Below are 23,990 nucleotides of genomic sequence, written 5' to 3' on the forward strand. Positions count from 1 at the left end.
GTTGTACAGCCAACCCCCACTCTTGACTTTCACCCTATAGCTATCGCCCTTGCTGAGCACAATGAAAGGGATAACCCTATAGCTATCCCAATACTTATAAATGCCTAACCGGAAAAGGTGCATAAATTTTCATATAGGAATATAACTCACTTCAATTAAGACGCAGGTGGCCCGTCTGTTGATACAGCTTCTGCACCTCTATCCTGCTTAACGTCTGTAGAAACATCTGTAGAAACATCTGGCGGTACCGTTATGATACTTTCACCTACTCCTTTCTCTACATTAGTGTTTATTGACTCAGGTTTAGTTGGTTCAACTATATCAGGTGGAGGTAAAATAGTGGCATTTTGATTCTCCAGCTGCTCAACCTTGATATCTTCACTTGATTGCTTTGATTGTAAATCATTATTTAATTTGGTTGATTTATAAGAATCAGCCGTTTTTCTCTTACGTTGCTTATTATTTGCTACATTTTCATCAGAGTCGCCTTGAATTGAAGCATTGCTAAGCGTAGCAACTACGCTTTTAGTTAAGCCCATTTCAGTCAAAAATGCACTACGAATATGTTCCATATTCTCTTTGGCAAGTACGGTGTATCGTCCGTTCCAATCCGCCCCGTTATCCAATACAGAAATAGACGCAGAATTAATTCCCTTAAAGTCAAATGCTAGTCCTTTAATCTGTTCCTTGGATAGATCCGTATGTATATGTTTTGCACCTATATCCATAACATTAAAGATTTTAGTCAGACCTTCAAACGTTGTGGTTTTATCAACCACTGCCTTAATTACTTCTTGCTGACGACGGTTACGATCATAGTCGCTAGAGTAGTATAACTCTCCACGATTATCTTTACGATGACGTACATAGCCTAACGCCTGTTCTCCATTTAATTTTTGTAATCCTGGAGATAAATTAATATGTGTATTGTCCATAGGATCATCATAAATAAGTCTCTTGTCGACATTAACTTCTATTCCACCAATCTCGTCAATTACTGCTTTAAATCCCTCAAAGTCAACCGATACGTAGTGCTGAATCGGTATCCCCAGCATCTGAGTTAATGTCTCCTTAGTCAGAGAGATACCATCTTTTTCGGGTTTTTTATTATTTCGTTCTGCCTTACGACGCAGTGCTTCACCAGTTGCATAGACAGCATTTATTTTCTCATAATCACGGTCACCTGGGATTTTCACCCGCGTATCCCGTGGTATCGAAACCATAGTTACTTTCATCGTTTTTGGATTTACAACAGCTACGATCATAACATCTGTGTTCATAGAACCTGTTTCTTTACGCGTATCTCGACCTAAAATGACAAATGAAAATGACTTATCAGAATGATAAGTAGGATCTACTGTCTTCACAACAGACGAGGTAGAATTCTCAGAACTTGTTACAGTTTCTAATGCGGAATCAATCTTCCAATAGACTGCACCTGCTACTCCACCAAAAATAAAAAGAACGAACAGACAAACTATTATTAGATTTCGTTTAAGTCCTCCGCGTCGGCCAGATGATTTTTTCCTCTCTGTACTAGACCTCGATCTGACAACCGTTTCCGGCATAGTAATCATTCTCCTTAGTATTAGCATCTGATACAAACAGTTTGTCGGTCATATTAAGTTACTTTACTGATTAATCTAACGATTCCACATCTGAAGGATTATTCTTAATCGCATGTTTAGACAAATTTATAAAATTTTCTACAGAAGGTAACACTCTTACTATGGTATTATATCACATTTATGTCTTTAATTGTAGAAGAATTCACCTCCTCTACCCAAGTATATGAACATTGGTCCAAATACCTTAATTTAATTTTGTGAGTTACTTTAAACTCATATGATATTAAAATAAGCATAAAATAGTCCCTACCTTGTAATAGGATAGGGACTATTTTGCTATATTTATTAAATACTCTACATGTCAAAGGTAACGTTTGTGATCAAGAAAGAAATATGTCAAATGTTAGTGAATCTGTCGTATCAGATAGTTGTCGAAGTTTTTCAAAAAGATACTTTAAAAAGACAAAAGCATTTAGCTTATTTTCTTTTGTCGTTTCCATGACGCTGTGAATAATCGACTGTGCTTCACGAGGAGTATTTGCAAAAACCTGTTTTTTCATCCATTCACAAATGGCTAAATCGAGTATCCACTTCGATATTTTTTTCCAATTCTAACCGCACATCCCTAATAAAATACTCCAACTTATCTAATTTATTCTAGTTAATCGCCTATGTCTTAGGTCGCCATTAAAAATTCACCATTGATTACTTTCTTCAAGTCGTCGATAGTTAATATATCATTAATACTTATTAGCGTTGAATCATTATCAACGAGCATAACTGTAGGTACTTTACTTATTAGATAATTTTCAAACACTACTGCTGAGTGTATATAATGTACATTTTCAGGTATTTGCAGGGTACTATTTAACGGTTGTTTTGATATTACTAATATTCGAATGTTGTCCTTTAGCTTCCTAATTAAACCCAATTCCGGTATTATACGTTTACATGTTCCACATGATTCTTGAGCAAAAACAAGTAATGTTGTACCATTATGTTCTGACAACTTAATCGTATTCCCATATTGATCTTTTTCTCGAAACTGAGGTGCCTTACTACCAACTCTAAGACTATTAAGAGTTACTCCTCTATTCGTTAAACGAATTCGATTCAAAAATTCAGCAACCATTTTAGCTAGATAATAAAGAAACCCCATTTGAATAAATACTACTACCCAAAGTAATACATTTGATGTAATAATCATATTCCCCACTTTTAGTCCACTCCTATTTTCAATCGTAAATGTAGTTGATCACTCTCTAGCAAACTTACAAACTTTATTATTCGTAAAATCCATTTTGTCCAGATATAGCATAAACTGCAATTTCAATAATTTACCAACTTCAGGTATAGAGTCTAAACAAGATGAATATTATTCAAATAACCTCTGCCTTTGCTTGTTTACTGATAACATCGATTTACTAATTGATATAACTAATAAAGTTAGCCACGATATAAAAATTATCAAAATCACATTTATCTCTAACCAATTTCCACCACTTAATACGTTTTCAATATTTCCAAATACGAATGGTTGAAACCACAGCCAAATACTTAATAACAATAAAAAACCATTTCTTATAACTTGTTTCCATGAAAGGTTATGTGTACCCAAAACACCTCCACAGCCACAAGATATTTCATTACGACCTCGTAAAAGATTTATCGTTATTGCTACACTGTATACTACTAGTAATGCAAGACTTGTAAATAATGTAAAATTTTTATACATCCCCAAATACAACCCAATGCCGCATATAATTTCAATGATAATTAAAAATCTAGTAACATGTGGTATAAAAGTATTTGGAATAAGCTGATATTCTTTAATAACTTGCGAATGTTCCTCGATATTCTTAATTTTCATATAACCTGCTGTCAAGAAAATTGTTCCTATAATACTCCTCATATAAAGGGTTATCTCTTCCACTAGACAACCTCCATTTCTTTTTCTTGATACCACTCAGCTTGAGAAGCGTACATTTTTTGATATTCTCCATTCTGATTAACTAGCTCCTGATGCGTGCCAATTTCAACAATCTCTCCGTTTTTCATGACAATAATTCGATCTGCGAATTTCGTTGAAGCCATCCGATGAGAAATATAAATGACCGTTTTACCTTTTGTAATATTATTAAAAGATTCAAATATATCCATCTCTGCGATTGGATCAAGAGCAGCTGTAGGCTCATCTAATATTATTATAGGACTATCCCGCAGCATCGCCCTAGCTATTGCTATTTTTTGCCACTCTCCACCGGATAAATCTTCTCCTTCTTTTAATGTTTTCCCTAAATACGTGTCATATTTTTCCTGAAATCTGCTTACAAACTTATCTACGCCACTTATTCTAGCAGCTTCTACTAAACGATTATTGTCGGTTAACTCTATATCTCCGAATAATATATTTTCTTTAACAGATAACGAGTATCTAACAAAGTCTTGAAATATAACCGAGATATTCTTTTTCAATGCATTACTTTTAATATTTTCTATATTCTCACCACCGATTGAGATACTACCGTTAGTGACAGGCAACAATCCAGAGAGGCACATCGTTAGTGTTGACTTTCCTGATCCATTATGTCCAACTATTGCTATCTTTTCTCCAGGAGCTATTTCAAGTGAAATATTTTTCAGAATAAGTCTTGAATTATCTGGATACGAAAATGACACATTATTAAAACTAATAGATAGATCATTCGTACCTGGAAAATCTAATGTTCCATTTGGTACTTTAATTAGATCGTTATCAAAAAATTTAACAAATTCTTTAATATGTAATAAACTCTCAAATTGTGATCCAATTACGCTATATACTCGCTTTACAGACGATTGAAAGCTGTGTATAGCTTGTGTAATAGCAACGAACTCCCCAATACTTAGTCCACCATTTTTCGCTAACCAAATCATAGTTAATGACACTCCGCAGTAAAAAAACACTAACAATGTATCTATTCCTAATTCAATGACTTTTTGTTTTCGGAACAGCTGTATTGATAAACTACTATTTTCTAAGTATTTAGTAGACCATTTTTTCAAAAAATAATCAGCTAAGTTAAATAAACGTATTTCTTTTGCAGCATATCGTTCACGTAATAGATAACTATAGTAATTAATTTCTCGTGTTAATGGGGTTTGTTCTGATACTAAGTTAAATTTCTCTTTTCCACTTTTTAAATTGAATAACAAATATGGGATTGAGAACATTATACATGTAACAACAATAGCCCAATGAATTGAAAATAAGAATATGAGTAATGAGACAACAATAAGAATTGCTTCAATAAGAGAGAACCATCCTTTAACGAAGCTTACTAGATGACCTGTCCCAAAATTCACTTTAATAGAACGATTATGGAATTCTTGATTGTTAAAATATATATACGGCACTTCTGAATTTCTTTCCAATATTTTGTGTTGGAGGGAGTGATTCACTCGAATTTCAAATTTTCGATCAAATACTTCCTTCCATTTAGTTAAAGCCAAAAATAGAACTGTAATTAAAAGTTGAAAAATCAGTAGAAAGAAAATCAATGTTGCATTTTGAGATATATTTTGAATTAAATTTGATACTTCATTAATAAGGTTTTTAGAAATATTTAGGAACAACAGTGGCATTAAGCCGCTTATTGCGCTAAATAATAAAGTGAATATTACCCACTTCTTTTCATGTTCCCAAATAAATTTTATAATATAATATTTGCTCATTTTTACTACATCCTTTTCGTATTAATTGCTTTTACAATCACTGTTAATAAAACAGTATCAATTAATACGTTGCCTTTTGAATCCACTAAGAAAAATGAGGGGAATGCATCTACATCCAATTTTTCCAACAGTTCTTCTGACGCAGGGTATATTTCTGCTTCCTCACCAAAGTTACCTATAAAATTTTGATATGCCTCTTGATCGCTTGTTTCTGCTAAGCAGATAAAAGGAGTATTTAGTTCGTGACTTAATCGAATTAAATCAATAAGCTCGGCGTGACATGGAGCACAAGTAGGAGACGCAAACATTACAATAGTAACTTCGTTCTTTTGTATTTTTGATATAGCCTCTATATCTGCTAATGATTTATTCGAATCAAATTTCGTAATGTTTTTTTCATTTTTTTTTGGCAATCTGGATAATTCAAACGAAAGATACCTCATTTTTCTATATGTAAACAATATTGTAAGTAAAAACAAAAAAGACACAGGGAGAAATAATAACATTTTTTCACTCCAAATCTTTAGCTAAGGTGGCAAGGGGCACAATATATCGTGAATATTCACGATTTATCGAGCCCCTTTATTGTTGTCTTATTTACAAGGTTTTACCAATCGCAACAATGATCTGATTCATAGCTATCACAAATCATTGAAGAATCATTACTATCAACGTAATATTCATAAATCACTCTTTTCGGTACGCACAAACTCCGTAAAGATGGTTTCTTACATTTAGGAATCATTTTTGTACTTCGACAATCTGGATCAGCCATAGGTTGAATACCCATAATTTTTTCGATCATATTGATATCTACACCTCTATCGTATTAATTTTTATACTAATCGCAACAATGATTAGATTCATAAATATCACAAACCATTGAAGGATCATTAACATCAACATAGTATTCCCAAACTACTTTTTTTGATGGGCAAATTTGTAATGGAATACTTGCAGTTGCTCTCTTACATTTATAAGTTATTTTTGTACTTCGACAATCTGGATCAACCATAATACCAATCATCTTTTGTAAAATACTCATTTTTTCACCTCCACTGTAAGATTATGTATTCTATTATAGTTTAACCCAATTCCTATTATTGTCAATATCTTTCAAAAAATGCCAAAAATTTCTCTTAATGTCTACTAAATTGAAATCAAATCGACATGGTTCGGGGAAAAATGTCATGAGGAAACGTGAGGGTCGGTCATTTACATACGAGTACATACGAGTTCAAACAGCAGATCGTACAACTCTATGAGAATGGTAAGCCACGTGTAGATATTTTGAAGAAGTATGATCTGAGTGCATCCGCATTTGATAGCTGGGTGAAACAGAGCAGAACAACAGGCTCTTTCAAAGAAAGTGACAATCGTACAGATGAACAAAATGAACTTATTCAATTACGTAAAGAAATTCAACGACTCAAGATGGAGAAATGATATTTTAAAGCGAGCAGCGCTGATCATGGGACGAAAGTAGCTATCATCCAGAACAACCTTGATAAATACTCGGTATCAGCAATGTGCGACGTCCTGCAAATCGTAAGAAGTACGTTTTACTATGAAGCGAAAGAACAACCCAACGAAGACGCTCTAACCAAAGCGATTTTGGAGATTTCCCACAAAAATCGAAAAGCCAACGGTACACGAAAGATCAAAGTCAAGCTCCAGGAACGCAGCTTCGTCGTCTCCAGACGTCAAATTGTTCGGATCATGAAACAGAGCAAGAGCTCGTTTCCACGTACACCGTAGCTCAATATAAACCCCATAAAACCGCTTGTAATTAAGCAACGACAGGGAATGTTCTGGACCGTGAGTTCGAGCAGGAGGAAGCTCAATGCTTCGTGGTCAGCGATCTGACGTGTGTGGAGGTTCAGAACCGATGGCATTACACTTGTGTACTTGTCGATTTGTTCAATCGAGAGATCATTGGTCATAGTGCAGGTCCAAATAAGGATGCTGCTCTGATTTCCCGCGCTTTTGCGAGCGTCCAAGGCGATTTACGTCAGATTCAGTGGTTTCATACTGACCGTGGCAGCGAGTTTAAAAATCAAAAGATAGACGAACTTCTGGTGGAGTTTGAAATGGACCGATCCCTAAGTACTAAAGGCTGTCCATACGACAACGCTGTGGCTACAGGGTCGTGACGGACAAGCTCAGGCGATTTTAGGGATACCTGAGAACAAAAGCTACGGAATAGGGGCAATGGTCTCCGGAACCAAGTGCGGGGGTTCGATTCCCTTCAGGAGTACCATACGTGTAAACAAAAAGCGATCTCTTGGATTTCAAGAGGTCGCTTTTTTATGTTGAATCCCAGATGGAACCAAAAATCAGCCCGATTAAGAGAGCGCTGCAAAAGTCCACTTTTTTCTGAACAACAAGACAGTCAAAGAAAAACGAGCCTCTAGAATCGCTTCTAAGGCTCGTTTCGCGTTAAGGGAGACATATTTGCCCCCCTAAAATCTTTGGTTTTTCTAAACGGCGACTTTTGCAGTAGTCTCGATTAAGGACTGTTTTTCGCGAGTTACATTTATTGGTTAAAAATTGCCTTGAACGAATAAGGGATTGGTTCTATTGGTCTATTATCTAATATTGCATCAGGGGCCACCTTCGACTATCTATTGATGATTCCTCGTTTTATACAAAAGATAAACAAAAAACGGCGCTCCAATCGCTGCGGTAAAAATCCCAGCTGGTAAATCATGCGGTAAAAACACCGTTCTCCCAATCAAATCAGCCAAGACGACAAGCATCCCACCCAAAACAGCGGAAGCCGGCAACAAGTAACCATACGCTGAGCCAACTAGCCTACGCGCAATATGTGGAGCCATCAAACCGATAAAACTGATTCCTCCTGCCACACCGACCGCAGCACCTGCCAGTGCCACACTGATCGCAATCAAGAGCAATCTCTTCTTATCAATTGCTACGCCAATGCCTCTGGCGATATCATCACCTAGCTCCTGGGCATTCAAATAACGGATTTGGAAAATCGTAGCCACGAGAAACAAAAGCGTCCACGGAAGCAACGTCATGACATTTACCCAAGACATACCGTACACCGTTCCAGTCATCCACCCTAGAGCGTTTGAAGCTTTGTGGGTTTGGGTAATCACCATGAAAAAGATCGTTAATGCTCCCATCCCCGCTGATATACATACACCGACAAGCGCGAGGCGAAAAGGTGAGACTCCATCCTTCCACGCAGTGAGATACGTAAGCGTAGCAGTTAGCAATCCACCGGTCAAGGCCACCAATGGCATCCATTGCACACTTACATCTTTTGCGAATGTGATAAATGCTACCGCTGCTGCCGTCGCTCCCGCTGTAGTTCCGATCAAATCAGGCGAAGCTAACGGATTTCGCACCAAGGACTGTAAGATGGCCCCCGATACCGCCAGGGAAGCCCCCACCATGACTGAAACGACAACGCGAGGCAACCGCCAATCGAGCACGATCAATTCATTCTGTTCACTGCCCGCTCCCACAAAAGCTTTGATGACTTCCCACACAGGAATATGCAAGCTACCTAAGCCAATACTCAATACAATCACAACAGATAACAGCAAAAATAGTATGAAATTAATTCCTAACGCCCGCTTATTTACATGAAACGAGAGCGCTGGCTTCTTGGTCCGAATGACTACATGTCTATGCATACGCCCTCCTCCTGACCAGCGGGATGATAAAGGCCACTCCGATCATGGCGGTTGCTACGCCTACTGGTACTTCCAAACGCATCGGCATCAATACAAGGCGAGAAAGCAAATCAGCGCAGACCAGAAAAGCTCCACCGAAGACGATCGAATAGGGAATCAACCATCGATGATCAAGACCGACTAAAAAACGACAAAGATGCGGGATGATGATGCCCACAAATGCAATCGGTCCGGCGAGCGCGACACTCCCACCTGCCAAGAGCACCACGATCAATATCGCTATAGCTTTTACCAAGATAATCTTTTGGCCCAGACCAGTCGCCACATCATCACCGAGTACCATCAAGTTTAACGAACCGGTCAGTAGCATAGCGCCTAACCAGCCTACTAGCAAATAAGGAATGATCATAAAAAAATGATCGAGCTGTCTTCCCTCCACAGAACCAACTAACCAGTAAAAAGCCTCTGTCATCGTCTTTTCTTGCAGCAGCATAAACAGAGAGGTCACAGACGAAGCAAAAGCGGCAACCGCTGCACCCGAAAGTGTCAGCTTAATCGGAGTCATGCCTCCCCGCCCAGCGGAAGCCAACCCGTATACAAGCAGAGCAGTCACACCCGCTCCGATAAAGCCTGCCCACATCATTTTCGACACTGGGAATTGCGAGCCAAAAACAACAATCGTCGTCACAATAGCTGCTGCAGCTCCAGCGTTCACACCAATAAGAGATGGTGAAGCCAAAGGATTTCGAGTCAACGCCTGCAACAAAACACCTGCTACAGCGAGGCTGCTCCCCACCGCTACCGCTGTAAGTGTACGCGGCATTCGGGAAGTCGTAATAATCAAATGTTCCTCTGAACCGGAAAATTGGGTGTATGCCTCTACTGCAGTAGTGAGCGAATACCGATTGATTCCGAAAAGGATACTAGCTACCATCACGACTGCCAGGACGACGAGTCCTACTATGAGTACAGTAGTCTTTTGCAGTCGGCTGGACAAAATCACATTCACGCCTGTTCCCTTCTTTCCGTTGCATTCTACCTATTCTGTCTATTCGCTACATATGTATGTAAGTTTCTCCCACTAATCAGTCTAAGCTTGCGGATAGGGCTAGTCAATGATATTGATTTTTATTATCGCTATTGGAAAATTCAGCACAAAAATATCTATACTTTTCCTTTCATTCCAAAAAATATATTGACACATTGTCATATAAGCATATACAGTAGTGAAGAAAAATGATAATCATTATCAGTTAAAAGGGGGATTTTCCATCATGCGCAAAACTTCCCTGCGTTTGATGCTCGGGGCTATGCTTTCCGCTGTGATGCTCGTAACAGGTTGCGGGGGACAGGCAACGTCTACATCCAGCTCATCTTCTTCTACTCCAGCTGCGTCAACAACTACACCTGCACCGGCAGCGTCTGAAGAGAGAGAAGTAAAACACTTTATGGGGTCAACAAAAATAAAAGGGACTCCTCAGCGTGTCGTCGCTCTTACCAGTGAAAGCACAGAGGCTGTTCTCGCATTAGGGATTACGCCAGTTGGGGCTGTCATGAGTGGCCTCGGTAAACCTGGTGACCCATGGCATCCACATATTAAAGAGAAAATGAAGGATGCAGTTGAATTGGGTGACGAGAACCAACCGAATGTTGAACTGATCGCCAGCCTGAAGCCAGACCTGATTCTGGGAACAAAAGGACGCCAAGGGCAAGAAAAAGTATACGCTCAGCTTTCCGCGATTGCCCCAACCGTCTTCTCCGAGGATCTCGTAGGCAGATGGAAAATCAACTTTGCACTTTACTCCGAAGCGTTGAATAAAAAAGCTGAAGGCGACAAGCTGATGGCTGATTTCGATAAGAAGATTGAAGAGGCAAAAGGAAAACTGGGTGACAAGACGAAGATGAAAGTCTCTGTCGTTCGTTTCGTAGCTGGAAAAACTCGTCTTTACTTGAAAGACACTTTCTCTGGCGTTGTTCTGAGCCAGCTCGGCATTGCTCGACCAGCCTCCCAAGACATCGATGAGTTCAAAAAAGACATTCCAAAAGAGCTCATGGCTGAAATGGATGGCGACGTCATGTTTTACTGGATCGGTGATTATTCCGGTGATGGATCTGCCAATAAATACACCGAGGAATGGATGAAAGATCCGCTCTATCAAAAACTGAATGTCGCGAAAAACAATAAGGCATTCCAAGTTGACGAAGTGATCTGGAACGTAGGTGGCGGTATCCTTTCTGCTGAACTGCTTGTTGATGACATCGTAGAACGCTTCTCCAAACTGTAGGCTATATACTTTCCGATACCGTCAATAAAGCAGGAGTGGTTGAGATAACCACTCCTTTTCTTTTACCTACTGGCATTATTGATCGAGTTCCTTACTTCCAGCAGTATCCTTACTGGGCAGAATCGGATCTATTTGTTCAGGTTTACGCGAATAAGCTTTGTTTGTAACCAAAATCGTCGCACCGATGATGACGATAAAAATGAGCACCAACGCAACGATAAAACCAGTTGTCATGCATACACCCCCGACTTTTTTCTAACTCTCATTATAGCTGATTTCCATGCGAGTCAGAACCTTCATGCATAACCAATTCATTATGGAATAACAAACTATTCCAAATTTTGATAGGAAAATGGGTCTTATATCTCGAATAGTTACGACAACGCTATCTCACTCAAATACTTGATAGACTATGCGGGGGAAATCTGATGAACAAGCTTAATACCCCTTTCTTATGGAAAAAGAAACGCTCAAAAAAGGAAATCACGCAAGTGTTATTTCCAGATCAAATATTAAAAGCATTTTTTCACTTTACGACGGATGCCATCTCGATTAGTGATCTCGATAACAATATCGTCTTGGTGAATCATGCTTTTGAGCAATACTACGGTTGGTCCATGGAGGAGATTTACGCTTCACCGCTCTGCTTCATTCCAGACGAGTATAGGAGCGAGACCAAACAGTTATTTGATGCGGTCAGGAGCATGGGTGTCTTACTAACCAATTACGAAACCATCAGGCAGCGAAAAGATGGCACGAAGATGGATGTCATTCTGTCGGCTGCTCCAATCAAAGATGAAACGGGAAAAATTATTGGTGCTTCCTGTATTACCCGTGACATTTCCGACCGCAAAAAAATTGAAGAGGCCTTGCGTCAAACCGAAGCCAAATATCGTCTCCTCATCGATCATACCCAGGATATCGTGACGATTTATGATTTATCCATGCGACGCATCTATGCATCCCCATCAATCGAGCAATTGGGATTTGTTCCAGCCGAGGTTACTTCCCCTAACAATCTGCAACTCACACATCCAGAGGATATCCCTATGTTCAGGGACAAATTTCAAGAGATCATGGCAACGAAACAACCCGTTCATTTCGAGACGCGCTCTATGGATAGGAACGGAAACGAGGTTTCCTTCGAAACACGCGGTATCCCCATTTTAAGCGCGGTAGGAGACGTACAAAACATCATGTTAGTCTCGCGAAATGTCACAGAACGCAAATACTCTGAGGCCGCCTTGTTTAAAAGCGAGAAAACGAACAAAATCATCTCGGAATACACAGATGATCTTATTCTAATTACGGACAAAAACGGGGATATCCTCTATCTCTCCCCTTCTCATTCACGCGTAATCGAAACGAGTGAAAATTGCCGTCAGCTCACCTTTGCTGACATTCATCCAGAAGATCGGCAAACAGTCATTGACCACTTTCATCATTTGCTGGTGACCCAAGAACCAAAGATATGCGAGTTCCGTTTCCAAACGAAAAATAACAAATGGATCTTTCTCGAATCAAAGGGTGCCCCCATCCTGACGAAAACGGGAGATTGTGATGGCTTTATCATCGTATCGCGGGATATTACAGAACGCCGAAATAACGAGGAATTATTACGGAAGGCTGAAAAGCTGTCCGTGATTGGGGAGCTGGCTGCTGGGATCGCCCATGAGATTCGCAATCCCCTAACATCCTTGAAGGGCTTTATCCAATTTCTTTATCCGAGCATGAATGATAACCAGCAGTACGCTGATATCATGCTCTCTGAACTGGACCGGATCAATTTTATTGTGAGTGAATTGCTAGTCTTGGCAAAGCCTCATAGCATTCAAATCAAGCCTCTTCCGCTCATCCCTTTACTGGAAAGCGTCTTGGCACTATTGAGTTCGGAAGCAAACTTGAAAAACATCGATTTCCGTACCGCATTTGCTTACCATCCGATCATTGCGGGAGAAGAAAACCAGCTCAAGCAAGTCTTTATCAATATCATTAAAAATGCCATCGAAGCGATCGACGGACATGGAGAGGTTCATATTGCCACCGCCTTAAAAGACAATCATCAGGTGCTCATTACGCTCACGGATACAGGCTGTGGAATCTCTGAAGAAATGATTCACAAGCTGGGTGCCCCCTTTTTCACGACAAAAGAAAACGGGACTGGCCTCGGCCTCATGATCAGCAGCAAAATCATGAAAGACCACAACGGTAGCCTGGAAATTAAAAGCAGGGAGCACGAAGGTACAGTGGTAGAGATTACACTGCCGATTGTACAGGACCAAATTGGGTCATCCTAGAAAGGTGTACATCCCATTATCAGCGGAGGTGCCCTATGGATTTCACCAAAATGAGTACAAGTGAGTTTGTGGCCAAAATTCGCGAATCCCAAGCGAAAAACCTGCGTAGCAGACAGCATCAGGGCTATGGTCATCCGGAACAGCGGCTGCCCAGCAAGCAACGAGTATAACGAAACAAAAACCCACCTGCGAGCTCATTGCTGGGCCAGGTGGGTTTTTGTTTGTTATTGTGGATCCTGCTTATTCAGGTTACGATCTCTTTCAGACTTTTGCTTTTGGGTGCCTTGCGTCTTGCTACTGTGTCCTTGGTTGCCGCCATTCTTCGTATTACGATTGTTTGACATCAGAATCCCTTCCTTTTCATTCTGGTATTCATGCCAAACGTAGTATGTCCCAAACGGCTGATTCATAATGAAGAATTACTTCGCTTCACCCATAAATACTTTCTTTCCATCCTCATACTTGTACACATATACGGAAGCAAAGTCGTTGTCGCCTTTTTCATTGAATGTTACGTTGACGAATTTGCCTTTGTAATCTTTGGTTTTGTGAACAGCTTCCAGCACTTGTTCACGAGTTGGCTTTTTGCCGCCATTTGCTTTGATCGCTTCTTCCAGACCGTTCAGCATAACCCCCATGGAGTCATAACCAAACGAAGTGAAGATCCCTACTTTGTTGCCAGTCGCGCTCTCGAAATCTGTGATCCATTTCTTGCCGTCTTCGGTAGCACCAATATCACCAACAGTAGAAGTAAAGACTACGTTATTCGCATTTTCCGCACCAGCAATTTTCACCATGTCAGCGGAGTCGTAGCCATCGCCACCCATGAAGACACCCTTGAAGCCTTTTTCACGTGCTTGCTTCACGATGATCCCTGCATCAGAGTAGTATCCACCGAAGTAGATCATCTCTGGATTTTTCGCAAGGATTTGGGTGATGATTGCACTATAATCCTTCTCGCCTGCCGTTACCCCTTCATAGCCGAGAACTTGTACGCCGTCTTTTTCAAACTGTTTTTTCACTTCTTCTGCAAGACCTTGTCCATAAGCAGCCTTGTCATGCATAACGAAAGCCGTTTTTACATTCAATTGATTTTTGGCAAAAATAGCAGCCTTAGAGCCTTGTTGATCATCACGCGCACAAATGCGGTGTACGATCTTCTTGCCTTGCTCAGTCAAATCGGATCCCGTAGCAGAAGGAGATACCATTACGAGCTTTTCTTGTTCATATTGCGCTGCTGCTGTAATCGAAGCACCTGTTGTAGCATGGCCAACTACTCCGACTACTTCAGGATTTGAAATCAACATTTGTGCGACTGCTACCCCTTGTTTCGGGTCAGCTTGGTCGTCTTGCGCGGACAATTCAACATCAAAGCCAAGTGCTTTGAATGCCTCCTTTTTTTCTTTCAACGCATATTCAGCACCAGCTTTTGCTGTGCTTCCGTAGTCGGAGTACTGACCTGACATCGGACCAACTACAGCAATCACGAGCTTCTCAGTAGATCCGCTTGCACCGCCCGTGCTTCCTCCGCTATTGTTGCTCGGCTGTGGTGTCGCGCTTTGTCCACCAGTCCCCGTACCTCCACCGCAGCCCGCGAGCAATGTGCTCAGAGCAAATGTTGCAGCCAGTATCGACAATGATTTCTGTTTTTTCATAGCAAAAACATCCCCCTCTTTATTTATGAGCAAACTATGAATCACAATCTTATTGTAGGATATTTTAGAAAATTTGCAATAGAAATGATTAAAAGAAGAATCAATCAAAAGACCTCTATCGCTGTCTGCTAATAGAGGTGTATGACGTATTGCATCAAGGAAATAGCCACTTCTCCGCATAAAAATAGCTATCTTGATGAAAAGCATCTCATTCATTTCAGGAACAAATTGGAATAATCAGCTTGTAAGTGCGCGTTTTGCATCGTGATCTAGGTCGAGAGCTTGCGAAGTATACACCCCTCTACTCTTTCCATATATCTCCTATGCAACTCTCTCGCCAATCATGACCAGACTATAAGAAAACCTTTAGCGACGCCTGTTCATGAGCAAACGCGTTTTAGCGGAACGTTTTCATGTGCTCTGGAAAGTACGTTGAAAAAATAAATATCCCACGAACAAATGTTTTTGTGCACAACCTGTGTATAACATTGTGGATAACTTTCGAAAGTGAGGCTTGCCATGGCAGGGGAACGTTTTTTTCTCATTTATCAAGAGGCCAGTGACGAGGAATGCTTATTGACCATTGAACCATACAAAGATCAACAGGAGCTGGCGGAAGCCATCAATCAGCTGCAAGCCAAACAAGTCGATGAGTATACGATCATCAAGGGAAAAAAGATGAAGGCCACGCTGAAACTCGCCGTCGATTTGACCGAGGCCGATGAGAATTCTAAGGAATGAATGTTTTCTTTTTGGAGTAGGTTTAGACAAAGGGAATTTGGCAAACATGGTAGTGAGGGCGCGCACTTATGTGTTTGACCTTCATTGACCTTTTGTGTATGATATTGTTACAAAGAGAGGAGGAAGACTAGATGCATATGAATTTAATTCCAACCGTCATTGAACAGACGAACCGCGGGGAACGTGCTTACGACATTTATTCCCGCCTGCTCAAAGACCGCATCATCTTTCTGGGAACCCCAATCAACGACACCGTAGCCAATATCGTTGTGGCACAGTTGTTGTTCCTTCAGGCGGAAGATCCGGAGAAAGACATTCACTTGTACATAAACAGCCCAGGCGGTTCTATTACTGCTGGTATGGCAATTTACGATACTATGCACTTCATCAAGCCAGATGTATCCACCATTTGTATCGGAATGGCTGCTTCGATGGGAGCATTCCTGCTGGCTGCTGGGGCAAAAGGCAAACGCTTTGCTCTGCCAAACAGTGAAGTCATGATTCACCAACCATTGGGTGGTGCCCAAGGACAAGCGAGCGACATTGAGATCGCCGCAAAACGTATTTTGAAGATGCGTGATCATCTGAACACTATCCTGGCTGAACGCACTGGACAGCCTTTGGAGCGCATCCAAAAGGATACCGATCGTGACAACTTCCTCTCTGCCGCTGAAGCAGTAGAGTACGGATTGATTGACAAAGTAATCACTTCCGAACCGTCTTCCAAAAAATAAGAGATACGTAGTAAAAAAAGCACTCGTGCCTGGACTACTGGCCGAGTGTTTTTTTGTATGCCGAGCAAACCCCAAGAGGCTTCCCTTGATTTGCCCGGCTTTTTCAATGGATCATTGTGACACTTCCATTAACTGACTGACATACACCGTCCGGCTATGTCCTGGATTTTTTTCCTCATGCACACGTGCTGTTGACGTTTTTTCGTCTACAGCATCGATCCAAACGGCTTGTCCTTCGTACTCTACCTTGATATGGTCGTCGGAGCTCATAATGGCTTGTGCTCTCGTTACATTCATAAGCGGCTCCCTATTGCTCATCTTCAAGGGCTTGCTTGGCTGACGACGCCCCTGTCATTGTGTCAACACTGGTTTCTTCAATCAGGCCGTTCTGGTCGGAAACGATCCCTCCCCCTAGTCCTTCGTTAATCATCCGGTCAATGTCCATGTCAAAGCAATCGCGGCCTTCGTGGCACGAATCACGGTTACTCATGTCTGATTCCTCCTTCATGCAATATACATGGTTAGAAATGCCCTGCCCGAAGTGAATTGATACATATTCATCAAGATGACCAACAAAAAAAGACACCTCCCTTAAGGGAAAAGTGTCTCTCGTGACTCTATTCTTCCTTGCTTACCAGATTCGTAAGGCTAGTAACTGCCTGGGAGGCATCCGGCCCTTCTGCCAAAATGGTAATTTCTGTTCCAGAGCTGATTGCGAGGCTCATGATACCCATGATGCTTTTCGCATTAACCTTCTTGTTGCCTTTTTCTACGAATACTTCCGATGCAAAACGGTTAGCCTCCTGTACGAAAAAGGCTGCTGGACGAGCTTGCAAACCGGTCTTTAACTGAACCACGACCTGCTGTTGAACCATGAATGGACCTCCTTACTTGTAGACTATTATCCTTTAGTATAACATGCATCTACATCGAAATATTTTGTTTTTCTCGTATTTTGTCAGCGATTTCGTTAATTTTCCGCAAGCGGTGGTTAATGCCCGATTTGCTCACTACTCCGCTTGGCACCATCTCGCCCAATTCTTTCAAATTGATATCAGGATGAGCCAATCGTAGCTCCGCGACCTCGCGCAGACGTTTTGGCAAATTCTCCAATCCCATCTCTTGATCGATGAGCTGAATATTTTCCATTTGTCTGGTGGCTGCATTCACCGTTTTGTTTATGTTGGCGATCTCACAATTGTGTAATCGGTTTACTGAGTTCCGCATGTCCTTTACGATTCGGACGTCCTCGAAATACAGAAGCGCCTGATGAGCCCCAATCAAGCTCAAAAACTCTGTAATCTTTTCGCCTTCTTTAATATAGAGAACATACCCTTTTTTCCGCTCGATGCACTTGGCATTTAGTTTATACCGATTGGCGATCTTGGTCAATGCTTCGCAAAAATCCTGATAGGAAGTGAAAATCTCCAGATGATAGCTGGATGCCTCTGGATGATTCACAGATCCCCCCGCCAAAAAAGCCCCCCGCAAATAAGCAGCGCGGCAACAGGACTTTTTCACGATCTCAGGAGCGATTCCTGGGATAAACGACAGGCTTTGATCCATGATGCCCAAGTCTTGCAAGATATCATTGGCCTTATTCGGAATACGCACAATGTAGACGTTGTTCTTTTTCAATCGCATTTTTTTGCGAACCAGCAGTTCAGCGTGTATCTGAAACAACCTCTTGATTAGCGTGTAAATGCGTCGGGCAATCGCCGCGTTCTCTGTCGTCACATCCAGCACCAGTCGTCCGGCTCCAAACTGCAGACTTCCATTCATTCGAATCAAGGCTGAGAGCTCTGCCTTGCTGCAGCAATCGGCACCCTCCGTCATGGTAAGTTCTTTTTTGGTATGCGCGGCGAATGACATCGACTTCACTACTCCTTCTCTATCTTCAGCACCTTCCGTCTTCGTTTGACGAGTGACACAACCTGCTTGCTGACAGCATGTGCATCATGACGTAGGTATCCGTCCTCAAATGTGACTAACGGCTTCGCCACCACATTTAAACCGAGTTGGCGCAATTGCTTTAAGTCACATCGGACAGGAGCTGCTCCTTTTTCCGTATATTTGTCCAATACATGGGTAGGCAGCTCGGCTGAATTGACAATGATCGTATCCAGAAATGGTCTATCTACATGGTCATACATGACATTGACGTGCCTGGATGCAGAAAAACCGTCTGTCTCCCCCGGTTGTGTCATGACATTACAAATGTAGATTTTCGGGGCTTGTGCGCGTGTAATCGCTTCAAATAACCCGCGTACTAATAAATTGGGCAGGATGCTCGTATACAAGCTGCCAGGCCCAATCAAAATGGCATCCGCGTCGGCAATGGCCATCAGGGCTTCGCTCAGAGGAACAGCGTCCTCCGGATCAAGGAATACCCGCTTGATTTCTTTGCCAGTCAACGGTATTTGGGATTCTCCGATTACGAGAGATCCATCTGTCATTTCCGCTTTCAACTGAATCGACTGCGTGGAAGCTGGCAATACATCTCCACGTACTGCCAAAACTCCGCTTAGTGTTTTGACTGCGGTGACAAAATCTCCAGTGATTTCGTTCATCGCTGCAAGTAATAGATTTCCCAAATTATGCCCTGCTAATCCCGTGCCTGTGGAAAAACGATATTGCATGACTTTTTCCATCAACGGCTCTGTATCGGCCAGAGCAGTCAAGACGTTTCGAATGTCGCCAGGTGGAAGCATATCCATTTCTTCTCGCAAACGTCCAGAGCTTCCCCCATCGTCTGCTACCGTCACAATCGCTGTGATATGCACCGGCTCGTGCTTCAAACCGCGTAGAAGGACGGACAAACCCGTTCCTCCGCCAATAACGACTACCCGTAATGGCCTTGACTGTAGCCTCCCGACTCCCTTAGTAGGCATATGTCACCTCATTATTTCTAATACACATACCACAGGTGGCTTTTTATGCACGCTTCAGTCTTTCCTGCCATCTTATGCTCATTTGTTCTTTTCCATGTCTCGATGACTGACACGGACAGAAAAATCTTTCCCAAAGGTTTCTCCCAAATGTTCTGCAATGGCGACCGAGCGATGCTTGCCACCGGTGCATCCAATTCCTATCACAAGTTGACTTTTTCCTTCTCGCTGGTAATGCGGCAGAGTGTACCCCAAAAAGTCTGTAAGCTTTTCTAAGAATTCTTTTGTGTCCTTGTGCTTCATCACATACTCTGCCACGTCTGGATCACATCCTGTTTTCGGACGCAAATCCTCCACATAATGCGGGTTAGGCAAAAAACGGACGTCGAACATCAAGTCAGCGTCTATTGGTGCGCCGTATTTGAAACCAAACGACAAAACATTAATCGTAAGTGGTGATCCTTGTTGACCGTATTGGCTGATGATTTTTTCTCGAAGCTGAACTGGCTTCATTTGACTCGTATCAATAATCTGATGCGCCCAGCCCTTCATTTCCTCCAACAAACGGCGCTCAGCGTGAATTCCTTCCAAAGGCGAACCGTTCGGGGAAAGCGGATGTCTGCGACGTGTTTCCTTATAGCGAGAAACCAATGTCTGATCGTTCGCATCCAGATAAAGGATGTGGTACGATAATCCATTCATCTGATTGAGGCTCTCCATGGTTACGGCTAGATTTTCAAAAAACTCACGCCCTCGCAAGTCAATCACCAATGCGACTCGCTCAATACTCCCACCAGACTGTTTGACCAACTCAGCAAATTTGGGAATCAGTACAGGGGGTAGGTTGTCTACACAAAAAAAGCCCAGGTCCTCCAAGCTTTGTACAGCAACTGTCTTTCCCGCACCTGACATTCCGGTAATAATCAGGAGATTCATGGCCTTGTCGTTTCCCAATTCCGTCACGCAACTCGCCTCCTACGATTCTGACAATAGCATACCATATTGTCCACCTTATTCGCACCTTTTTGAACCGCTTCCCCTGTTTTTCCAATGATGTCTTCTACAGGCGTTTAAGCTTTTTTAGAAAAAAAGATGCGTGACTGAATGCCAGCCACGCAACAATTGTTTATATAGATAAGGGGGTCAATTCATTGTCTATAGATTACTCTTGAATTATTTCACCCATGTTACAAGCAGGTTAAGAGATTGTGACATTTTGTTCCTTTAGCTTTTCATTAAGCTCTTCTACATAGTGTTGAGCAGATTGAGCAGCGATTGAACCGTCTCCAGTAGCTGTCACGACTTGTCGCAGCATTTTTTCACGTACATCTCCTGCTGCAAAAACACCTTTTACTTTGGTGTACATTTTTTCGTCTGTCAATACGTAGCCTGCGTCGTTGGTGATACCCAGTGGACGTACGCTAGCAGTCAATGGGTCCATACCTACGTAGATGAACACCCCATCTGCTGGGTATTCTCTTTGTTCACCTGTTTTGGTGTTTTCCAAGAGAACCGCTTGTACTTTGCCTTCACCACGGATTTCTTTTAGTTCTGTATCCCAGATCACTTCGATTTTTTCGTTATCGAAAGCGCGTTTTTGTAGGATTTTCTGTGCACGGAACTGATCACGACGGTGTACGATCGTCACTTTGGAAGCGAAGCGAGTAAGGAACACAGCCTCTTCCACTGCAGAGTCTCCTCCACCAACAACCACCAGCTCTTTATTGCGGAAAAATGCACCGTCGCATACCGCGCAGTAAGAAACGCCACGGCCGGACAATTCTTTTTCGCCTTGTACACCGAGCAAACGATGCTCTGCACCAGTTGCCACAATAACAGACTTGGTCAAGTATTCCTTGTCACCCGTGATAACGCGCTTGTACGGCTCTTCATCGCGGATTTCTTTGATTTCGCCATATGCATACTCCGCACCGAATTGCTGTGCATGCTCAAACATTTTTGTAGAGAGATCAGGGCCAAGAATAGAAGTGAAGCCTGGGTAGTTCTCGATATCTTCCGTGTTCGCCATTTGACCGCCTGGAATTCCTCTCTCCAGCAGCAATGTGCTCATGTTCGCACGGGATGTATATACAGCAGCCGTCATTCCAGCAGGGCCAGCTCCGGCGATAATCACATCATAAATTTTTTGATCGCTCATGGTTGTTGCCTCCTCATCTCACACAGTTCTGTTTCCTTATTTAAATTAATTATAATGTAATAATCTATTTAAAATCAAGTGTCGACAAAACTTTGACGCACTTTGCCAAGGTAGCGGCAGAAATGCCGTATTTTTGAGCTAGAAGGGCTTGTGACTGTTTTTCGTTCGTTATCGTTCCGTATACATATTCTAATGCTGCGACCCACGCTACTTCTTTTCGCACTTGTACAAGACTTTGGGCATATTCATGATGCTTGCGCCATACATCGAGGCACCATTCTCCGGCCTCTTGCTTGCCCTGTGAGAGCAAATAACGGCTTATGCCTTCTTCTATACTGCCCTTCTGCTCATCCGTCGCGGGTGAACCATTCGATCCATCAGGAGTTCCTTCCGGCATGTCTGCACCCATATCAGCCAAAGCCAGCAACGCCAACTTTTGCAGCTGTTGGTTATCCGTCTGGTAATAAAATTGACGGACCGCGGTTTCAGCTTCATCGTCTCCGATCAGAGACAAGGTTTGCAACACCGCGAATTTCACTTCATCGCGTCCATGCTGCAATGCCCAGAGAAGGGAAGCTCGGATCATCGGGTCTGTTTTAAAATCTTCCACTCCCGCGAATGAAGCCTTTTCCCAAGAAACATCACGTTGGGTCGTATTGTATTGGTAGGGGATCGGTTTTATAGTCTCCCCTTCTTGTTCGTTTTTTACCATTTGAATGTACTGATCTGCGATTCCTGCTTCTGGGTCTAACTGCTTGGCTTTTTGCCACCAGCGCAGTGCCTGATCCTTTTTCCCGCTCAAATAAGCTGAGATCGCAGCATAGTGGTACGTGCACGCTTCATGCTGCCGTCCATTTCGCAGCATGCGTTGGTAATGGAAATACGCTTCATCATGCTGGCCCAGCACTCCCATTGTTGTTGCGAGCTTATAGGTATTTTCCGGATGGAACGGAACGACCTTTTTCAGCATATCAATCAAGCTCAACAGCTCTGTCGTTTGATTGTGATGGGAGAGCAAAACCGCCAAATTGCACAGTGCATGCAGATTTCCTTCTTCCTTATCCAGCGTCTGTTCGATTGTCTCCATCGCCTTCTGGAATTCCCCAGCATAATAGTAGGCGAGAGACAAATTGTTCCACGCTGGCAAAAAGTCAGGATCGGCTTCGACGATTTCTTTTAAGGTATCCAGTGCCTCCAAGAAACGTCCCTCTTCCAGACTCCGACGAGCTCGTTCATGCTTGCTGTATACGTCCTCTTTTTCACTTGGGAGGAAGTGTCGCGGTGGCATGTCCAGCTCAAAGTAAATATAGTCGAGGAGCTCTTCGGCCTCTTCCCGATACGGTCCAGTGCTATCTTCTTGTAAATAACGAACAGCCATTTCTTCTGCCATAGGGTAATCTTCTAAGTTGGCATAGTTGTTCGCCATGTAGAAATACACTTCTGTCATAGATGGGTCCCATTTTTCTATCACTTCATAGAGGACTTCATTTGACGCTTCAAACTGTCCGGTTTCAGCTAAAGCACTTGCCAAATGGCAGTGGCATTCTGCATTCGTTGGCTCCATTTCAACTGCTCGGCGAAATGAACGCAATGCTTTATCATAGTCGTACCGATTCAAACAACGCATTCCCCGGTCAACAAAAAAAGCAGCATCTTGCTTAAAGTCAACGACGGTCGTTTTCTTCAAAATACTTTTGTTATGTTTCATAAAACCTCCAACATCGTAGGAGCTTACACTCCAAGTATCGTACCAGAAGCATCGGCACCCTACAAGCTGACTCGTCTTTTAAAGTGTTCAGCGGATAAAGCAAGAAACACCACTGGCACATAGCAAGTGGTGTTTACGAACAAAAATGGAGCGGACGAAGGGTCTCGAACCCTCGACCTTCGCCTTGGCAAGGCGACGCTCTACCAATTGAGCTACGTCCGCACATCTTATCAACTATTCATATTTTGTCCGATTGAAAAAACTGGTGAGCCATGAAGGACTCGAACCTTCGACCCTCTGATTAAAAGTCAGATGCTCTACCAACTGAGCTAATGGCTCGTACATGGTGGCTCGGGACGGAATCGAACCGCCGACACGAGGATTTTCAGTCCTCTGCTCTACCGACTGAGCTACCGAGCCATATACTTTGTTCGCCACTCTTGAATAAGAATGGCGGAGCTGACGGGACTCGAACCCGCGACCTCCGGTGTGACAGACCGGCGTGAACTCCAACTTCACCACAGCTCCATATAGAAGGCTTGTTCCTTCAAAACTGAATACGCATGATTGCTAAGAA

23 protein-coding genes, 4 tRNA genes and 1 pseudogene are annotated in these 23,990 nt (G+C 42.4%); 6 read left to right on the forward strand and 22 right to left on the reverse strand.

Features of this window, described 5'->3' with window-relative positions:
• Positions 1-155: 155 nt before the first annotated feature.
• The 6 genes from HPY28_RS19370 to HPY28_RS19395 form a co-directional block, all read right to left on the reverse strand.
• A complete protein-coding gene (locus HPY28_RS19370; protein ID WP_174231214.1) occupies positions 156-1,568 on the reverse strand; it encodes an LCP family protein in 1,413 nt (470 codons plus the stop codon).
• A gap of 676 nt (positions 1,569-2,244) precedes the next feature.
• Positions 2,245-2,775: a TlpA family protein disulfide reductase gene (locus HPY28_RS19375; RefSeq protein ID WP_254613161.1), complete on the reverse strand. Its 531-nt coding sequence runs from the start codon at positions 2,773-2,775 to the stop codon at positions 2,245-2,247.
• Positions 2,776-2,943: 168 nt separating this feature from the next.
• Positions 2,944-3,501, reverse strand: coding sequence for a MauE/DoxX family redox-associated membrane protein (locus HPY28_RS19380; RefSeq protein WP_174231216.1), 558 nt, complete (start codon positions 3,499-3,501; stop codon positions 2,944-2,946).
• A complete protein-coding gene (locus HPY28_RS19385; protein WP_174231217.1) occupies positions 3,501-5,282 on the reverse strand; it encodes an ABC transporter ATP-binding protein in 1,782 nt (593 codons plus the stop codon). Before HPY28_RS19385 ends, HPY28_RS19380 begins: the two co-directional genes overlap by 1 nt.
• Before the next feature lie 5 nt (positions 5,283-5,287).
• On the reverse strand, positions 5,288-5,788 hold the full coding sequence (locus HPY28_RS19390) for a TlpA family protein disulfide reductase (RefSeq protein ID WP_174231218.1): 501 nt from the start codon (positions 5,786-5,788) through the stop codon (positions 5,288-5,290).
• 335 nt (positions 5,789-6,123) lie between these two features.
• Positions 6,124-6,327: a hypothetical protein gene (locus tag HPY28_RS19395; protein ID WP_174231219.1), complete on the reverse strand. Its 204-nt coding sequence runs from the start codon at positions 6,325-6,327 to the stop codon at positions 6,124-6,126.
• A 155-nt stretch (positions 6,328-6,482) separates the two neighbouring features.
• Between HPY28_RS19395 and HPY28_RS30530 the strand changes: the two are divergent.
• Positions 6,483-7,423 (forward strand): annotated as a pseudogene (locus tag HPY28_RS30530) (IS3 family transposase); the annotation flags it as partial.
• A 483-nt stretch (positions 7,424-7,906) separates the two neighbouring features.
• Here HPY28_RS30530 and HPY28_RS19415 read toward each other — a convergent pair.
• Together HPY28_RS19415 and HPY28_RS19420 are read right to left on the reverse strand one after the other, a co-directional pair.
• Positions 7,907-8,947: a FecCD family ABC transporter permease gene (locus HPY28_RS19415; protein ID WP_174231223.1), complete on the reverse strand. Its 1,041-nt coding sequence runs from the start codon at positions 8,945-8,947 to the stop codon at positions 7,907-7,909.
• Positions 8,940-9,956, reverse strand: a complete 1,017-nt coding sequence (locus HPY28_RS19420) for a FecCD family ABC transporter permease (RefSeq protein WP_174226124.1) — start codon at positions 9,954-9,956, stop codon at positions 8,940-8,942. The genes HPY28_RS19415 and HPY28_RS19420 overlap by 8 nt, the downstream gene beginning before the upstream one ends.
• Positions 9,957-10,221: 265 nt before the next feature.
• Here HPY28_RS19420 and HPY28_RS19425 point away from each other — a divergent pair, with 265 nt between their 5' ends.
• Entirely contained in the window at positions 10,222-11,232 is a 1,011-nt protein-coding gene (locus HPY28_RS19425) for an ABC transporter substrate-binding protein (RefSeq protein WP_017251629.1), read from the forward strand.
• 75 nt (positions 11,233-11,307) lie between these two features.
• On the opposite strand, the gene HPY28_RS19430 is transcribed toward HPY28_RS19425, so the two are convergent.
• Positions 11,308-11,466: a hypothetical protein gene (locus HPY28_RS19430; protein WP_017251628.1), complete on the reverse strand. Its 159-nt coding sequence runs from the start codon at positions 11,464-11,466 to the stop codon at positions 11,308-11,310.
• A 194-nt stretch (positions 11,467-11,660) separates the two neighbouring features.
• On the opposite strand from HPY28_RS19430, the gene HPY28_RS19435 reads away from it, so the two are divergent.
• Together HPY28_RS19435 and HPY28_RS19440 are read left to right on the forward strand one after the other, a co-directional pair.
• Entirely contained in the window at positions 11,661-13,529 is a 1,869-nt protein-coding gene (locus tag HPY28_RS19435; protein ID WP_174226123.1) for a PAS domain-containing sensor histidine kinase, read from the forward strand.
• Positions 13,530-13,564: 35 nt separating this feature from the next.
• On the forward strand, positions 13,565-13,699 hold the full coding sequence (locus HPY28_RS19440) for a DUF4023 domain-containing protein (protein ID WP_017251626.1): 135 nt from the start codon (positions 13,565-13,567) through the stop codon (positions 13,697-13,699).
• 249 nt (positions 13,700-13,948) lie between these two features.
• Here HPY28_RS19440 and HPY28_RS19445 read toward each other — a convergent pair whose 3' ends face one another.
• Positions 13,949-15,184 (reverse strand): branched-chain amino acid ABC transporter substrate-binding protein, encoded by a 1,236-nt coding sequence (locus HPY28_RS19445; RefSeq protein ID WP_174231224.1) that lies wholly within the window; start codon positions 15,182-15,184, stop codon positions 13,949-13,951.
• 519 nt (positions 15,185-15,703) lie between these two features.
• Between HPY28_RS19445 and HPY28_RS19450 the strand changes: the two genes are divergently transcribed.
• Together HPY28_RS19450 and clpP are read left to right on the forward strand one after the other, a co-directional pair.
• The gene (locus HPY28_RS19450) at positions 15,704-15,925 is read left to right on the forward strand and encodes a hypothetical protein (RefSeq protein ID WP_026043328.1); all 222 of its coding nucleotides are present in this window, start codon (positions 15,704-15,706) and stop codon (positions 15,923-15,925) included.
• A gap of 131 nt (positions 15,926-16,056) precedes the next feature.
• Positions 16,057-16,659: an ATP-dependent Clp endopeptidase proteolytic subunit ClpP gene (gene clpP, locus HPY28_RS19455; protein ID WP_007720441.1), complete on the forward strand. Its 603-nt coding sequence runs from the start codon at positions 16,057-16,059 to the stop codon at positions 16,657-16,659.
• A 111-nt stretch (positions 16,660-16,770) separates the two neighbouring features.
• Here clpP and HPY28_RS19460 read toward each other — a convergent pair whose 3' ends face one another.
• From HPY28_RS19460 to HPY28_RS19515, 12 genes are all read right to left on the reverse strand, one after another.
• Positions 16,771-16,956: an H-type small acid-soluble spore protein gene (locus HPY28_RS19460; protein WP_017251623.1), complete on the reverse strand. Its 186-nt coding sequence runs from the start codon at positions 16,954-16,956 to the stop codon at positions 16,771-16,773.
• Positions 16,957-16,966: 10 nt separating this feature from the next.
• A complete protein-coding gene (locus HPY28_RS19465; protein WP_017251622.1) occupies positions 16,967-17,149 on the reverse strand; it encodes a hypothetical protein in 183 nt (60 codons plus the stop codon).
• Positions 17,150-17,276: 127 nt separating this feature from the next.
• A complete protein-coding gene (locus HPY28_RS19470; RefSeq protein ID WP_048034964.1) occupies positions 17,277-17,534 on the reverse strand; it encodes an HPr family phosphocarrier protein in 258 nt (85 codons plus the stop codon).
• A gap of 49 nt (positions 17,535-17,583) precedes the next feature.
• Complete coding sequence (whiA, locus tag HPY28_RS19475) at positions 17,584-18,531, reverse strand: DNA-binding protein WhiA (protein WP_017251620.1); 948 nt, start codon at positions 18,529-18,531, stop codon at positions 17,584-17,586.
• Positions 18,532-18,539: 8 nt separating this feature from the next.
• Positions 18,540-19,550, reverse strand: a complete 1,011-nt coding sequence (locus HPY28_RS19480) for a gluconeogenesis factor YvcK family protein (protein ID WP_017251619.1) — start codon at positions 19,548-19,550, stop codon at positions 18,540-18,542.
• 78 nt (positions 19,551-19,628) lie between these two features.
• Complete coding sequence (rapZ, locus tag HPY28_RS19485; RefSeq protein WP_174231225.1) at positions 19,629-20,510, reverse strand: RNase adapter RapZ; 882 nt, start codon at positions 20,508-20,510, stop codon at positions 19,629-19,631.
• Positions 20,511-20,745: 235 nt separating this feature from the next.
• A complete protein-coding gene (gene trxB / locus HPY28_RS19490) occupies positions 20,746-21,705 on the reverse strand; it encodes a thioredoxin-disulfide reductase (RefSeq protein ID WP_174231226.1) in 960 nt (319 codons plus the stop codon).
• Between the two features lie 64 nt (positions 21,706-21,769).
• Positions 21,770-23,413, reverse strand: a complete 1,644-nt coding sequence (locus HPY28_RS19495; RefSeq protein ID WP_174231227.1) for a tetratricopeptide repeat protein — start codon at positions 23,411-23,413, stop codon at positions 21,770-21,772.
• Positions 23,414-23,559: 146 nt separating this feature from the next.
• Positions 23,560-23,635, reverse strand: a tRNA-Gly gene (locus HPY28_RS19500).
• Between the two features lie 41 nt (positions 23,636-23,676).
• A tRNA-Lys gene (locus HPY28_RS19505) sits at positions 23,677-23,752 on the reverse strand.
• Between the two features lie 5 nt (positions 23,753-23,757).
• A tRNA-Phe gene (locus HPY28_RS19510) sits at positions 23,758-23,833 on the reverse strand.
• Between the two features lie 31 nt (positions 23,834-23,864).
• Positions 23,865-23,941, reverse strand: a tRNA-Asp gene (locus HPY28_RS19515).
• Positions 23,942-23,990: the final 49 nt, after the last annotated feature.

It is taken from the genome of Brevibacillus sp. HB1.2 (assembly GCF_013332495.1).
GTDB classification, from domain to species: Bacteria; Bacillota; Bacilli; order Brevibacillales; family Brevibacillaceae; genus Brevibacillus; species Brevibacillus porteri.